The 15899-nt window shown below is 32.4% G+C and carries 14 protein-coding genes and 2 pseudogenes; 1 reads left to right on the top strand and 15 read right to left on the bottom strand.

From position 1 onward, the window contains the following. Positions 1-371: 371 nt before the first annotated feature. The 12 genes and pseudogenes from rplQ to ychF all read right to left on the bottom strand — a co-directional run. Positions 372-539: pseudogene (gene rplQ, locus SCSC_RS00075) on the bottom strand (50S ribosomal protein L17); the annotation flags it as partial. Beyond that, positions 536-704, bottom strand: a pseudogene (locus tag SCSC_RS00070) (transposase); the annotation flags it as partial. The pseudogenes SCSC_RS00070 and rplQ, both read right to left, overlap by 4 nt. 224 nt (positions 705-928) lie before the next feature. After that, positions 929-2899: an ATP-dependent zinc metalloprotease FtsH gene (gene ftsH, locus SCSC_RS00065; protein WP_003071681.1), complete on the bottom strand. Its 1971-nt coding sequence runs from the start codon at positions 2897-2899 to the stop codon at positions 929-931. 20 nt (positions 2900-2919) lie between these two features. Further along, positions 2920-3462: a hypoxanthine phosphoribosyltransferase gene (hpt, locus tag SCSC_RS00060; protein ID WP_006270323.1), complete on the bottom strand. Its 543-nt coding sequence runs from the start codon at positions 3460-3462 to the stop codon at positions 2920-2922. 5 nt (positions 3463-3467) lie between these two features. Then, on the bottom strand, positions 3468-4745 hold the full coding sequence (tilS, locus tag SCSC_RS00055; RefSeq protein ID WP_006270329.1) for a tRNA lysidine(34) synthetase TilS: 1278 nt from the start codon (positions 4743-4745) through the stop codon (positions 3468-3470). Then, a complete protein-coding gene (locus SCSC_RS00050) occupies positions 4742-6022 on the bottom strand; it encodes a serine hydrolase (RefSeq protein WP_006270360.1) in 1281 nt (426 codons plus the stop codon). Before SCSC_RS00050 ends, tilS begins: the two co-directional genes overlap by 4 nt. Beyond that, positions 6015-6143: an SP_0009 family protein gene (locus SCSC_RS09400; RefSeq protein WP_006268873.1), complete on the bottom strand. Its 129-nt coding sequence runs from the start codon at positions 6141-6143 to the stop codon at positions 6015-6017. Before SCSC_RS09400 ends, SCSC_RS00050 begins: the two co-directional genes overlap by 8 nt. A 2-nt stretch (positions 6144-6145) precedes the next feature. Next, positions 6146-6514 carry a septum formation initiator family protein gene (locus SCSC_RS00045; RefSeq protein ID WP_003071674.1) on the bottom strand — a complete coding sequence of 123 codons (369 nt, stop codon included), beginning with the start codon at positions 6512-6514 and terminating at the stop codon, positions 6146-6148. After that, on the bottom strand, positions 6507-6773 hold the full coding sequence (locus tag SCSC_RS00040; RefSeq protein ID WP_006270344.1) for an RNA-binding S4 domain-containing protein: 267 nt from the start codon (positions 6771-6773) through the stop codon (positions 6507-6509). Before SCSC_RS00040 ends, SCSC_RS00045 begins: the two co-directional genes overlap by 8 nt. Before the next feature lie 79 nt (positions 6774-6852). Then, positions 6853-10347 carry a transcription-repair coupling factor gene (gene mfd, locus SCSC_RS00035; RefSeq protein WP_006270319.1) on the bottom strand — a complete coding sequence of 1165 codons (3495 nt, stop codon included), beginning with the start codon at positions 10345-10347 and terminating at the stop codon, positions 6853-6855. A gap of 3 nt (positions 10348-10350) precedes the next feature. Next, positions 10351-10920, bottom strand: a complete 570-nt coding sequence (pth, locus tag SCSC_RS00030; RefSeq protein WP_006270337.1) for an aminoacyl-tRNA hydrolase — start codon at positions 10918-10920, stop codon at positions 10351-10353. Between the two features lie 72 nt (positions 10921-10992). Continuing rightward, a complete protein-coding gene (gene ychF / locus SCSC_RS00025; RefSeq protein WP_006270350.1) occupies positions 10993-12108 on the bottom strand; it encodes a redox-regulated ATPase YchF in 1116 nt (371 codons plus the stop codon). 146 nt (positions 12109-12254) lie between these two features. On the opposite strand from ychF, the gene SCSC_RS00020 reads away from it, so the two are divergent. Beyond that, a complete protein-coding gene (locus SCSC_RS00020; RefSeq protein WP_006270333.1) occupies positions 12255-12755 on the top strand; it encodes a YehR family lipoprotein in 501 nt (166 codons plus the stop codon). 86 nt (positions 12756-12841) lie between these two features. On the opposite strand, the gene SCSC_RS00015 is transcribed toward SCSC_RS00020, so the two are convergent. From SCSC_RS00015 to dnaA, 3 genes are all read right to left on the bottom strand, one after another. After that, positions 12842-13039, bottom strand: a complete 198-nt coding sequence (locus tag SCSC_RS00015) for a DUF951 domain-containing protein (RefSeq protein ID WP_003071662.1) — start codon at positions 13037-13039, stop codon at positions 12842-12844. Next, positions 13039-14175: a DNA polymerase III subunit beta gene (gene dnaN, locus SCSC_RS00010; protein WP_006268813.1), complete on the bottom strand. Its 1137-nt coding sequence runs from the start codon at positions 14173-14175 to the stop codon at positions 13039-13041. Before dnaN ends, SCSC_RS00015 begins: the two co-directional genes overlap by 1 nt. Positions 14176-14331: 156 nt before the next feature. Further along, positions 14332-15675 (bottom strand): chromosomal replication initiator protein DnaA, encoded by a 1344-nt coding sequence (gene dnaA / locus SCSC_RS00005; RefSeq protein WP_006270358.1) that lies wholly within the window; start codon positions 15673-15675, stop codon positions 14332-14334. Positions 15676-15899: the final 224 nt, after the last annotated feature.

Below are 15899 nucleotides of genomic sequence, written 5' to 3'. Positions count from 1 at the left end.
TCTCTTCCGACTTCTATTTGTGCCTTTCTGACAACCTTAGCTCAAGCAATTACACTTCTGGGATAAATTGTGAACGTTGAGAGAGAAGAGGTTATCTCTATATCGAAAAATTGTATTCATTCTCTCCATTTAAATTTATACAGTCCTCTATACGAATTTGTTTCTGCCGAAGAATCCTCACAGAGATTACGAAATTTAAATAACGCCTGCTTACGAAATTGCTTTTCCTATAAAAGCAATTTCGTAAACAAGCGTCTACGGTGATTATCATAAGATGAGTGTTCCCGCTAGGAAAATCCTAGCGGTAGACCAGAGCTAGACTAAGAGTAACTTGACTCCATCATCATAACACTCAACAAAATTGATAAAAATTATACTAATTCAATGATAGCCATTGGCGCTGCATCACCACGACGTGGTTCGGTTTTAAGGATACGAGTATATCCTCCTTTACGTTCTGCATAACGAGGTGCTAAATCAGAGAATAGTTTTTGAAGGGCAGTAGTTGAAGTATATTTTGCTGTTTCTTCATCGTGGCTTCATAGATGGTCACGCTTTTTCGCTCACATAAGTCCCGTATGATTCTTCCGATACTTGCTTTGTATCTACCGTAAATGAGCTGACGACGATACTTGGGGGACGAAAACAATATGATATTTACAATTCCACTTGGTATGTGATAAGCTTTCATTAGCCTCTCTCATGGACTACCTCTTTTGTGATAGTTAGTAGTGGCAGGGAAACCACTTCTATATTAGCATTTTAGGAGGTTCTTTTCTTACCACGATAAAAGCTAACCGGAACTACTAGTACAGCTAGTGGTTTGCAAGAGACAATAATGCAAGAGAGGACGAACTTCGTCCTCTCTTAATGTTAACTGATATCAAACTTACTACAGTTGACAATGAGCCATTTTTGTATTTTAAACTTATTCTGGCTTTTGCTCTTCCATTTGGGATTTCACTTCATCATAACTCAAAGCATGCGAAGAACTTACACTTGGTTCATCAGGCATTTCGCCAGTTTCATACAATGATTTAATTTGATGACTATCAAGTGTTTCGTATTTAAGAAGAGCTTCTGCAATCAATTTATGCTTTTCACGATTGGATTGGATAATTTCTGCTGCTTTGTTGCGCGCTTCATTAAGCAAATTACGCACTTCCTCATCAATTTCATATGCAGTCTGCTCGGAAATTGATTTTTGTGGACTTGCAGCACCAAACATTGCATGGTTTCCTTCATATTGAACTGGACCGAGTTTTTCACTCATACCATACTCTGTTACCATCGCACGTGCCATTTGTGTAGCTTGCTCAAAGTCATTTGAAGCACCTGTAGTTTGGACATTGAAAATAATTTCCTCAGCAACACGTCCTCCCATCAATCCTGCAAGTTGTTCCTTCATATCTTCTTTAGATAAAAGAGTTTGATCTTCTTTCGGGAGAGCAATCATATATCCACCTGCACGACCACGAGGTACAATAGTTACCTTGTGAACAACACGTGCATTCGATAAAACAAGCCCAACAATTGTATGTCCTGCTTCATGATAAGCAACAATTTGACGATCACGTTGTGAAACTGTCTTATCTTTTTTAGACGGTCCTGCGATAACTCGGTCCTCTGCTTCATCGATATCAGAAGCATCAATAACTTTTTTATTCCGACGTGCTGCAACAAGAGCCGCTTCATTTAAGACATTTTCCAAGTCAGCACCAACAAAACCAGGAGTTTGTTGAGCAACTAGTTTTAAGTCAACATCTTCTGCAAGAGGTTTATTTCTAGCATGAACACGCAGAATAGCTTCACGACCCTTCACATCAGGCTGACCAACCAAAACTTTTCGATCAAAACGACCGGGACGAAGAAGAGCTGGGTCTAAAACATCACTTCGGTTAGTAGCAGCAATGACGATAATTCCTTCATTACCTTCAAAACCATCCATCTCAATCAAGAGTTGATTAAGGGTTTGTTCGCGCTCATCATTTCCTCCACCGAGACCGACACCACGTTGACGACCAACAGCATCAATTTCATCAATAAAGATAATCGCTGGAGCTGCCTTTTTTGCATCTTCAAAAAGAGAACGAACACGACTAGCACCGACGCCAACAAACATTTCAACGAAATCTGAACCTGAAATACTAAAGAATGGAACACCTGCTTCTCCAGCAACAGCTTTAGCAAGAAGGGTTTTACCAGTTCCTGGAGGACCTTCAAGAAGAACACCAGCTGGTATACGAGCCCCTAGTTTTGTATAACGTTTAGGATCTTTTAAAAATTCAACAACTTCAACTAATTCTTGTTTTTCTTCTTCCGCACCTGCTACATCAGAAAAGCGCACCTTTATATCTTCTTTATTTGTCGCACGAGCTTTATTACGTCCAAAACTCATAGCTCCACGCGCTCCGCCGCCTCCGCCTTGGTTCATCATAGAAAACAGGAAGAAAGCAAAGATAGCAAATGGCACCAGAGTAGTCAACACCTGAATCCACACACCACTTGAACTTTCACGTTTAATAGTGATTTCAGTTCCCTTAGCTGAAGCTAATTTTTGTAATTCAGATACTGTTAAATCTGAAGGCAAAATAACACTAGTAAAGCGACTTACAGATGTAGAAGAGGGAGTAAAAAACTGAATACCCGTGTTATCTTTTACTTTCTTTTCTTTCTTATAAGTACCTGCAACTTCAATAACACTACCATTTGGTTGATAGCTAATATCCTTTACATTTCCATTTTTAATTTCTTTAACTAGCTCAGTATAGTTAATTTGTTGACTACGACCTACAGAACTTCCAGCTGAAAAATACTGAAAACCTGTAATAACAACAACAATAATTAAAATATATAAGAAAGGATTTTTTATAAAACCATTATTTTGTTTATTTTTCATCTATCTATCAATATACCTTTTTATTTTGTATAAACTTCTTCTTTTAAAACACCTACATAGGGAAGATTCCGATAATTTTCATCAAAATCAAGACCATAACCGACTACAAATTCATTTGGAATCGTAAAGCATGTGTAATCTGCTTCAATATTAACTTTTCGCCCTTCAGGCTTATCCAAAAGTGTGGCAATTTTAACAGATGCAGCCTTTTTTTCTTTAAATAATTCACAAAGACTTTTCAATGTTTTTCCTGTATCGATAATATCCTCAACAAAAAGAATATGACGTCCAGTAACATCTTGATCAATGTCTTTTATGATATTAATCACACCACTACTAGCAGTTCCGCCATGATAGCTTGACACTAACATAAAATCCATTTCAATGTGGGTATCAACATACTTTATCAGTTCTGCCATAAAAGGAACAGAGCCCTTGAGAATTCCTACAAAAATAGGATTTTGCCCCTCATAATCACTAGTTAATTGAGCCCCTAGTTTTTGGGCTGCTGTTACGATCTCATCATGTGAAACCAAAACTTTCTTAATGTTTTGTTCTAGCATCTCTTTTACCTATCTAAATTTTGTATATAAAGTTTGTTATACATTATATCATTTTTTTGACTCTTACTCAAATCACTTGTTACGATTCCAGCAATTGCTAAAATTTTTCCATTTTGCTCAATAATAATAGCATTTTTTCTTTGATCTATAGGAATTTTTTGATTAATAAAATAACGACGAAGCTTTTTATGGTGTTGGTTCAAAATAATTTCATCTTGTTCTTTTCTATGTCGAAGTAAAACTTCTGTTTCACGTGAAACAAACACTTCTTGGATTTCTTTTCCACGAAGTTCTTTTCCAAAAGAAAAGCGATAATGACCATATTCCACAATGTCGTTATATTTTAACAAAATTGAATCTTCTTTTAAATCAGACTGTGGACTGATTTTACGAATCTCAAAATAATCATAATTTTTATATAATTCATAATCTGATTTAATCAATTGAGAATAGTTAGATTTTTTATTCAAAATAATTAAAAGATCAGCAAACTGTGCTTTGCTTACTTGTAAATCAGGAAATTTCTTTAAATAAGTCTGTAGCAAAAAACTTTGTACACAATAAGGTTGGTATTGGAATTCCTTTACGTTTGTTAATTCAATATTCTTCGTTAAATATGCTAATGCATCTTGCATTTGAGAAATCTCTGTTCCCAATTCTATTAAATGTTTTTTTAGTTGTGGATTTTCTTTTTCCAAAATTGGGAAATAATCGTTTCGAATCCGATTGCGCAAGTAATGATTTTCTTGATTTGTCCAATCTTCAAAGTGAAAAATAGTAGGGAAATCTGATTTTTGAAAAGAAAGCAACGGTCGTATCAATTCTCCATTTGCAAATTTTTGTTTTTCTTTCATTCCTGAAATATGAAATAAACGACTGCCACGCAAAATTCTCATAAAAATTGTTTCTGCTTGGTCATCAGCATGATGTGCTGTTACTAATGCCGTACATTGTTCCTCTTTCATGATTTTTTTGAAAAAAGTATACCGAAAGTCACGTGCTTTTTGTTCTGAAAATGGACCAGAAAAACTCGATGTAAAAATCTTTACACCAAGTTTCTTTGCTATTTTTTTTAGTTCTTCTTCCTCAAAATCAGATTCTTTTCTCACTCCATGATTAATATGAGCAAGTAAAATTTCTACTTCTAATTTTTCACGATACTTATAAAGCCAGTCAAACAAGGTCATAGAGTCTAGTCCACCAGAAATAGCAAGTAAAATTCTTCTATGATATTTAAAATAGCCTTTTTTTTGCACCAATTGAAAAAATCGTTGTTCCATCATTTCAAAACCTCATAAATATCATCTGCTATTTGAGAAATGGTATCATAATCAGAATGATTTGTAAAAATAGACAGAACAAAAGGAGAGCTGGCATAAACAAGAGCAACATCATGCTTAAAATCATAAGCATCCCCAATTTTATGGGCAACTTTTACATTTATATTTTTAGAAATACGCTGCTCATCAAAATTTGTTTGCGATAATGCATTGATAATATCACCATTTTGTTCATAGATAGCTTCCATCACATTTCCTGCCATCTTTGCTGAAGCATTGCGTTTTTCCACATCCCACTTTTTCCCAGCAATTTGCTTAATTGTTGTTTGATAAGTACTGTCTGATTGATTAGTAATATAATATCCTAAAATATTTGTAGCTGCATTATCTGATTCTTTTGCAATATGGTTCATCAAATCTTGAATGCTGTAGTCCTTATTATCTGATTTTTTAGAAATGCTTCCACTACCTTCGGTATCATAAGCACCTGAATAGTCATTTACAGCAGGGATATATTTTAAACCAGAGGATAGCCTATATTTTCCTTCATTTAATTGCTTCTGAGCATAATAAAGAATAAGAAGTTTTGCTACACTAGCAGAATACATTTCCACGTCTGAGTTAATACCAGCAGTTTTTCCAGAATTTAGTTGTTTTACATAGATAGAATAGTCTGTTTTATTGTACTTACTTCTTAAAATTTCTTGAACTTTATCCATACGATTGTCTGTATCAGACAGATATTTCATATCAATCCAACCTTTGCCTTCAACATAAGCATACTTTCCCGATGCTGTCTCAGCCAGTTGAGTAATTTTCACTGAATGATAAGGTAGCAGATTTGTCTTAACTTCTTTTGTTCCGTTTACAAAAGCTTGATTATAAACTACAAATGACGGCTTGAGCCACATTGTTTGAGAAACAGCTATGCTTGATTGAACAACATCATCATAAATCATTCGTTTATCAGCAGGAACGAATTTTCCATCAGCGAGTTTAAATACTGGAATACCTTGTTCATTGACCTGTAATTCAGAAAGTTTAATTGATGTATTCGGAGTTAAATTCCCAGCTACTTTTTCCAATTTTAATGATGTATAAGTTGGGATTTGCTCATAAACATTTGGATTTGTTGGAAGATTAGTATAATAGTTACTGTATATCGTACTAGTGATTTCATACTGTTGCTTTGCAGTCAGTTCTACATCTTGTTCTGTACTTACTACTATGTTTGCAGTGAAAAATGCCGGCAACAATAATAAAAATAATAACTTACGCATAATCTCCCCTTTCCTTTTTGAACTCTTCTAATTTCAAAGCTTGATTCTTTTTGGACAACTCTTCTAATTTTTCATCTGAAAACTCCAAAAATTGTTCAACTGTTTGTAATAAATTTTCCATTTTTACTGTGGCAACAATCCTGGGATTGTATAAACACGTTCTCCTTGCTTAGAATAATAGTATTTGGCGCGTGCATACTTAGCAGCATATTCTTCATCTTTTAATTTATTAGCAAAAGCTTTTTGAGATTCTTTTTCGTTACTTATTTCTTCATATTTCTTTTGCAAATGTGTCAATTGTGATCGACGTTCTAGTAAATTTTGATAACTTTGAATCAAATTAAATGTCGGTAAAATAAACAATAAGATGACTAAAATCAATACCCAACCCATAAAGCGATTCTGTTTTCTTCTTTCCTGCTCTAAATAACGGCGATGTTGATTTTCATCTCGTATATAGCGATTATTTAATTGAATAATATTTCTAGCCATCTACTTCTACCTTTGTTTCTTTTATAATGTCATACATTTTAGCGGCGTCTTCTTTTTTCGTGCTATCTTTCATTTCCAGAACACGGACTAATAAAATTTTATTTCCAAAACGAATCTCTATTTCATCATTGATTTTTAAATTTGCTGAACTTTTAGCTAAAATTCCATTTACTTTGATTCTTCCCTTATCGGCTACTTCTTTAGCGATAGGACGACGTTTTATAATACGGGATACTTTCAAATATTTATCTAATCTCATAAAGTTACCTCAATTTATTATTTTACCATTTTTTAAAAAAATATTATAGATGAAAGTAAAACTTTACAGAATTGTAAAGTTAGCAATCTTTCTTTTGATTTTTAATTTCTACTAATTTTTCAGAAAATTGCAGAAGTTCTTCTAAAATTTTATAATCTTTTTTATTTTTTACATTAAATATAACTTCAATCAATCCTTTATTTTCTGAAATTCTTGCTTGTAAATCTGTTACGGAAAGGGCTTCAAAATAATCTTGGGTTAAGAAAAAACGTTGAGAAACTTTTTCAAACCGAACCACTACAGATTGTTGTTTTCTCTCAATGAGTTGCACAAAAACTTGATCTAAATAAAATTTTATAAGACCAATTTCCAATAGAAAGGCAACAACATCTGGATATTCTCCGAAACGATCAATCAACTCATTCTGTAATTCTTCATAATTTACACGACTGTCAATCTCATGAATCCGTTTGTAAATTTCAATTTTTTGCCTTTCATCAGCAATATAATCACTAGGAAGATAGGCATCAATTTGTAAATTAATTTCAGCATTTCCTTTTTTCCTTTTTGTCTCTTTTCCTTGTCTCTTAGCAATAGCTTCCTCCAGCAATTGAGAATACATTTCAAATCCAACAGAATCAATAAAGCCAGACTGTGAACTTCCTAAAATATTTCCTGCACCACGAATGGATAAATCACGCATAGCAATTTTAAAACCAGAACCCAATTCTGTAAAACCTTTTATAGTTTCTAAACGTTTTTCAGAAACTTCTGTTAAAGACTTGTCAGGATGATACATGAGATAAGCATATGCAATACGATTGCTACGACCAATACGCCCTCGCAATTGATATAAAGTTGATAATCCCATGTGATCTGCATTTTCAATAAAAAGAGTATTAACATTAGGAATATCAACACCAGTTTCAATAATCGTCGTTGTTACTAGAAGATCATATTCCCCATTGATAAAATCAAGTAAAGTACTTTCAAGAAGAATTTCACTCATTTGACCATGCACATATCCAATAGAAGCCTCTGGAATCAGTTCTTTCAATTCTGAAACTTTTTGCTCCATTGTGTCAACTTTATTGTAAAGATAGTAAATCTGCCCCCCTCGATCCATTTCTCTTAAAACTGCATCTCTAATGACTGTTACATTATTTTCTAAAACATAAGTTTGAACTGGGTAGCGATTTGTTGGAGGAGTTTCAATAACTGATAAATCACGTATACCTAACATAGACATGTGAAGCGTACGAGGAATAGGGGTCGCCGTCAAGGTTAAAACATCAACTTTCGTTTTCAACTCTTTTAATTTTTCTTTATGTTTAACTCCAAAGCGTTGTTCCTCATCAATAACAATGAGTCCCAAATCAGCAAATACAATATCTTTTGACAGGAGGCGATGCGTTCCAATAATAATATCCACCTGCCCTTTTTTTAGTTTTTCTAAAATTATTGTTTGTTCTGATTTACTTTTAAAACGACTTAATACTTCAATATTAATAGGAAAATCATTGAAACGTTCCTTAAAATTCGTATAATGTTGTTGTGCTAAAACCGTAGTGGGAACTAAAATTGCCACTTGTTTGTGATCGTTTACTGCTTTAAAAGCAGCTCTCATAGCTACTTCCGTCTTTCCAAAACCAACATCCCCCACTAAAAGACGATCCATAGGATGATCACTTTCCATATCTTTTTTAACTTCTTTTATAGAATGCAGTTGATCTTCTGTTTCTACATAAGGAAAATCATTATCAAATTCTTGCTGATAAATATCATCACTAGAAAACGCAAATCCCTTTAGTTGACTTCTTTCTGCGTAAAGTTTGATTAAATCCTCAGCAATATTTTCGACCTGATGTTGCACTCTCTGTTTATTTTTTTGAAAACGCCCATCATTTAATTTATTAAGCTTAGGCGCTTTACCATCACTCGCAACATATTTAGATAGTAAGTGAATCTGATCAACAGGAATAGAAATACGATCTGCATTTTGATATTGAATAGTAAGATAATCACGATGAATTCCTGAAATTTCAATCGTTTCAATTCCTAAATATCGACCGATTCCATGAACATTATGAACAACATAATCTCCTTTTTCCAGCTCATTATAATTTTTCAAACGTTCAGCATTAGAAATATTTTGCCTGCGAATTTTTCGTTTTACTTTTTTTTGCAGAATATCATATTCAGTGATCAAAACGATTTTTTCGTCTATAAAATCAAATCCTTGAATTAAATGTCCTTTTACTAACTGAACAGTATGTTTATGAATCTTGGCATCATTTACATAATCAAGTGGAATTTCATATTCTTGTAAAGTTTTATGTAAACTTTGTAAAGACAATAAAGAATTTGATTGTATAATAACTGTATAGTTAGATTTTTTATATCGACTAATTTCCTCTTTCAAAAGCTGAAATTGACTAAAAAATTCCTGCATAGGATACTCATTAAACTGATAAAGAGAATCAAATTTTAAATTTCCTAATCCTTTATGAAAATTTGAAAAGAAGGTAGCTGGTTTATACTTTCTAAATATTGAATATGTATCTGCAAAATAAGATTGATTTGCAACAGCTTTACTTTTTTGTAAACTTTCTGTCAATAAATTTGTTGCTTCTAATTGAAATTGAGCATTCTTATTCATGATCTTTTGAAAGTCATCAAAGAAAATTGGGCTATGTTTTGGAAGATAATCAAGAATTGTCCATTCATTTTGATAAAAATAAGACAATAATTTTCTAATATCAGCATGTTGAGTCTGTTCTTTTATACTAGTTAAAATTTCCTCTAAATAGGATTTCAACGTTAAATCTACAGTTTTTTCTATAAGATTTTCTATTTTTTTCTGTGCATTTCTATAATCTACTTTAGTAAATATGATATCTGTAGCAGGATGAATACGCACATGTTCTACATTTTGAATAGAAATTTGATTTTCCGGATTAAATAGACGAATACCATCAACTTCATCACCAAAAAATTCAATTCGAAAAGGCATTTGACTAGAGCGCTCAAAAATATCTAAAATATCACCTCGAAGACTGAACTCTCCTTGATTCAATACTTGTGATACTTGTTTATAACCTGAATTTGACAATTGATGAATCAAATCTTTTAATTCATATTCACTTCCTATTTTCAGATTAATATAAGCCGAATTAAAGTTAATGGGATTAGGTAAAAATAGTTGACTAGCAGCCACATTAACTATTAAAAATCCTGATTGTTGAGAATCTAATAAGAAATCTAGAGCTTCTAGACGAGCAAAAATCTTTTCTTGAGAAGAGAAGACAAACTCAGCTAATGGAGTATCATCTGCAAGAAATGTATATACTTTTTTCTCTCCCAACAATCCAATCAAATCACTAGAAAGTTTCTCCGCTTCACTATAACTAGACGTTAAAATCAGAATTTTATGATTCTCCTCTACACAAGAGGCCATGGTGATAGCCTTACTTGAAGATGACAATCCCATCAATAGTTGTCGAATTGATTTATTTAGATTTTTTTGCCAATCAGCTATTTGTTTATTTTGATTAAAAAACTCAATAATATCCATTTTTTATCCATTGTATTGTTGCATTGTTTGTTCAAAATCATTAGACTGTAAATAATACTTTACAGCATCGTCAACCTTGTCAAGTGTATTTAAAATTATAGCATAATCTTCTTTTGCAAATTTTCCTAGCACATAGTGAATAATTGTCATATTATTTTTGGGACGACCAATACCAATTTTAATTCGTTTAAATTCTTGAGTTCCAATATGTTTAATAATTGATTTGATGCCATTATGCCCACCAGCAGATCCTTTCGTCCTAAGTCGTATTTTTCCTACTTCCATATCTAAATCATCGTAGATAACTACTAAATCCTCAATATCTAATCCATAATAGGATAAAAGAGCATGAACAGCCCTTCCACTCTCATTCATAAAAGTTGTCGGTTTTACAAAATACACTTTCTCACCATTAAAAAAGGTAGAAGCTAGTTCTGCTTGAAAAATTTTATCAACTGTAAATGTTAATTGTTTTTCTTTACATAGTTTGTCAACCATCATAAATCCGATATTATGTTTTGTCTCAAAATATTTTTCTCCAGGATTTCCTAACCCTACAAACATCTTTACCATTTTTTACCTCCAAAAAGACCAAAAGGGCTGGAAAAGTTTTTCCAACCTTATTTATATTTAATTTACATTACTTTACACATTAAATCTAAATTCCATAATATCGCCATCTTGAACGATATATTCTTTTCCTTCTTCGCGTAGCCGTCCTGCTTCCTTGACTGCTTTTTCACTCCCATATTTTACTAAATCATCATAAGACATGGTTACAGCACGAATGAAGCCTTTCTCAAAGTCTGAGTGAATAATTCCAGCTGCTTGTGGTGCTTTTATGCCACGTTTAAATGTCCAAGCTCGAACTTCCTTTTCTCCTGCTGTAAAATAAGTTCCAAGTCCTAATAAATGATAAGCTGCTCTGGTTAATTTATCAACTCCAGATTCATCTAAGCCCATTGCTTCTAAAAATTCCACCCTATCTTCATCATCAAGTTCAGAAATTTCTTCTTCAGCACGCGCAGATATGACAACTACCTCTGCATTTTCAGTTGCTGCAAATTCGCGAATTTGTTGAACATAATCAATATTATCAGGATCTGCTACCTCATCTTCACCAACATTAGCAACATAAAGCACTGGTTTTGTGGTCAATAAAAATAATTTTTTGACAATCTTTTGTTCTTCCTCATCAAATTCAATGGTACGAGCTGATAAACCATTTTCCAAAACTGGCTTAATTTTTTGCAAAACATGAAACTCAGCTACTGAATCTTTATCTTTTTGGGTTCGAGCAACTTTTTCCACACGTGCATAGCGTTTGTTGATACTTTCCAAATCTGCTAAAATCAACTCAAGATTAATTGTTTCAATATCAGCCATTGGGTCAACAAAACTCGACTCACGTCCTTGCTCACGCATAACATTTTCATCATCAAAAGCCCGCACTACATGAACGATAGCATCTACTTCACGAATATTAGCTAAAAATTTATTACCAAGGCCTTCACCCTTCGACGCTCCCTTGACAATACCTGCAATATCTGTAAACTCAAACGTTGTTGGTACAGTCTTTTTAGGAACAATAAGTTCTGTCAACTTCTGTAAACGGACATCTGGTACTTCAACCATACCAACATTAGGGTCTATCGTCGCAAAGGGATAGTTAGCTGCTTCTGCTCCCGCTTTTGTAATTGCATTAAATAAAGTGGATTTTCCAACATTAGGCAATCCCACAATTCCTGCTGTTAAAGCCATTTCGCGCTTCCTTTCATCTTTTCAATTCAATAAATCATTATACCATATTTACAGCCATTTGACTTACAACTTAATCATTTTAATAAAATATTGCATTTACCTCATAAAAATATTATAATTTTATTAAGCTATAGGAGGTAAATACCATGAAAAAAAGTTATTTTAAACAATTGTTACTTGGCTTTGTTACAATTGTTTCACTAATTATCCTTGGAGCATGTGGAGCCCAAGAAAAAACAATGTCATTCCAAAGAATTGATCAAAATTTACAATATGACTTACGATTAACTTATTATTATAAAGGAGATATTGTCACAAAACAAACTACTGATTCATTTTGGTCTTATAAAACATTAGGAGCTACTAAAAAAGAAGATGTTAAAGATAGAATTGATAAAACTTCACAAATGTATCAAAATATTAAGGGGATTAAAGAAAAAGTTGTTTATGAAGATAAAGGAGTTAGAGAAAGTTTAGAAATTAACTTCAATAAAGTAGACTTTGATAAATTAGTAAACTTACCTGGAATGTACACAGATAAAAATACAAGAAAATCTAAAAAAGTTAGCATGAAAGCTAGTAAAAAGTTCTTAACAAGTAAAGGTTTTAAAGAAGTTACAGATGGTAAATTTGAAAAATTAAAATAAAATCAAAACGGGTGGTTTATTTGTCTTGCACCTTACGGAGCGAGACGGACTGAAAGTCACATAATTATGAAAAAAGTTCTAGGAAATTAATTTCCTAGAACTTTTTTCAATTTTCGTCCAAAATCATATCGGCTCATCATCACAATATGTTGACAATTTGTACAGCGAATTTTAATATCTGCACCTACTCGAATAATTTCCCAACGATTTGCTTTTTTGCCTGTGGATTTAATGATACAAGCATGTGGTTTTTTCATTTCAACAAAATTTCCTACATTATACATTAATTTGTTCTCACTGGTGTAATCAATTGAATAAAGTTTTCTGTGTCATCATTTGGTACCAAAGTGAATGGGCGAACAGCTGAAATAAAGCTGATTGTAACTTTTTCACTGTCAATAGCTTTTAAAGAATCAATTAAATAAGTTGGATTGAAACTAATGGTTAAATCTTGACCTGAAATACTTTCAGTATCAATTTCTTCATTCACACGTCCAACTTCAGGGGAGTTAACATGTGCACTAACTACACCATTTATAATTTCTAATTTTACTGTTCCATTTTGAGTCGCATTTGAAAGAAGACGTGCACGTTCCATTGCATAACGAAGATTGTTAGTATCAAAAGTAATTATGTTATTAAAATCAGTTGGAATTAAACGATCGGTATCAGGATAGTTTCCTTCAAGAAGCCGTGTATAAAAGCTAATATTTTCACTTCTAAAGAGCAATTGATTATTTGTGAAGTAAATTTCTACTGTTTCAATATCATCCGTAAAAACGGCTGAAAATTCACGTAAAGAACGACTAGGAATAACAACATCAAAGTTATCTCCATTTTTTTCTAAAATAATTTGCTTTTGACTCATCCGATGAGAATCTGTTGCAACTGTCTTTAAATTTTTATTTTCTGTTAAGACAAAATGAACTCCTGTTAAAATCGGACGACTTTCTTGTGTACTAGCCGCAAAAGCTGTCTCATTAATGATATTTTTAAGAACACTTGTTTCAAGAACCAAGGGATTACTTGCTGAAATTTCTTGAATACGAGGATATTGATCTGCATCTTTTCCTTTTAAAGTGATTTCTGATTTTCCACTTGTTAGAACAATCTGCTTTTGATCAATTTCTTTAAAATCAAGTGTTATATCAGGAAGACTTGATACTACATTGATGAAAAAAGTTGCTTCAAGTAAAATAGAGCCCGAAGAAGTTACTAAAAGCCCTGCATTTTCGTTTTTAATTGAAATAAAATTTTCAATAGAGATTTGACCATTAGAGCCAATCAATGTAATCCCTTCATTTGTGACATCAATTTTTACTGTAGAAAGAATTGGTATAGCATTTTTGTGACTAATAGCCCGCTTGGTGGTATTTAAAGCTTGTAAAAATAAATTTTTATTGATTGAAAAGTTAATCATAGAAACTCCTTTTATTATTTTATGATTATTAAGTTAGTAGTAATAGTAGTTTGTGTGAAACTTGTGGAAAAGTTTTCAAATTAGTGTTCGAATGCAGAAATAAACTTGTTTATAAATTGTGAATAACTTTAACTCTTTTTCTACAATTATACACAATTATTTGATTTTATTCTTTATATTTTCTATTTCTAAGCGAAGATTATCATCTGTTTCGAGCATTGTTTTAATTTTTCCATGAGCATGTATAACTGTTGTATGATCTTTGCCACCAAATTCTCTTCCAATTTTTGGAAGGCTATTATCAGTTAACTCACGAGCAAGATACATAGCTACTTGTCTAGCAAGAACAATATTTTGAATACGACGACTTCCTTTCATTTCTTTAACGCTAACGCCATAGAAATTTCCAACTTCTGTTTGGATTTTATCAATTGGAATAACTAACATTTGACTTGCATCTTGTTTTCGAGCTCGAATAGCTTCAGCAGCAACATCAATTGTAATTTCTTTAAGATTTTTCACTCTGGCCATGAGAGAAATATCATTTAAGGCACCTTCTAAATCTCGAACATTTGAATCAAATTGACCTGCTAAGTATTCCAAAGTATCATTTGGAAAAATATAGTCTAAATCTTCTATTTTATTGCGTAAAATGGCAACTCTTGTTTCGAAATCTGGTGGGGTAATATTTTGAGTTAATCCCCATTTAAAGCGCGTGACTAAACGTTCTTCAAGATTGTCCAGATGATCAGGACTACGGTCACTTGTTAGTACAATTTGTTTATTATCTCCATGCAAAGCATTAAAAGTATTAAAAAATTCTTCTTGAGTGGAAACTTTCTTTCCTCCTAAAGATTGAATATCATCAATCAATAAGAGATCAAGGCTTCGATAAGTTCTCTTAAAGCTTTCCATTTCACCTAATCGAAGGTGTTCTAAAAAGTCGTTGATAAAAGTCTCAGCAGGAATGTATTTTACTCTGGCATCTGGTATATTTTCTAAAATTTGATTTCCAATTGCGTTTAATAAATGGGTTTTTCCTAAGCCTGGACCACCATAAATAAATAACGGATTATAAGTTGTTGCCAAATTTTCAGAAACAGCAAGTGCAGCTGATAGTGCCCAAACATTTCCATCACCTTGAACAAAATTATCAAATGTATATTTTGTTTTTAAACCAGTTTCAATAGGAGGAAGGCTTGGTGTAATTACTGAATGATTTGTATTTGTTGACTGATTAACCTCATCCTTCTCTTCTTGAAAGATATAATGCATTGTAATTTGATTATTGTACACTTCAAAACCTGCAGTAATGATAACATCTGCTAAATTTTGTTCCCAAAATAATTGTTTGACTGTACTATCGAGAAGTATAGTAGCTTGAAAATTTTCAACTTTAATTAATCGAGCTCCTGCAACGAAATAATCATACGTATTTTTTTTGATTTGTTTTTGAGCTAATTCTAAAACACGCGCCCAAAAACTAGTTTCTTGTGCCATAGAAAACCTTCTTTGCTAATTCAGTTTTTTTGTCTTCTTTTAATAATCTATAAAAAATATTTTACCATAAACTGTAAAAGTTTTCCACAATCTGTGGAAATAAATTCACATTGTTCTTTCAAGTTTTCCACAGGTTGTGAATAAAACAATTTTCCTGTGATTTATCAAGATTTTCTTATAAAATAATAGTGGATAATCCTGTGAGTTTAAAAAATAAAATTAAC

Origin of the sequence: Streptococcus constellatus subsp. constellatus (assembly GCF_023167545.1) — a bacterium.
GTDB lineage: Bacteria > Bacillota > Bacilli > Lactobacillales > Streptococcaceae > Streptococcus > Streptococcus constellatus.
Note: the sequence above shows the minus strand (reverse complement) of the source record. Positions and strands in the feature narration are given on the sequence as shown.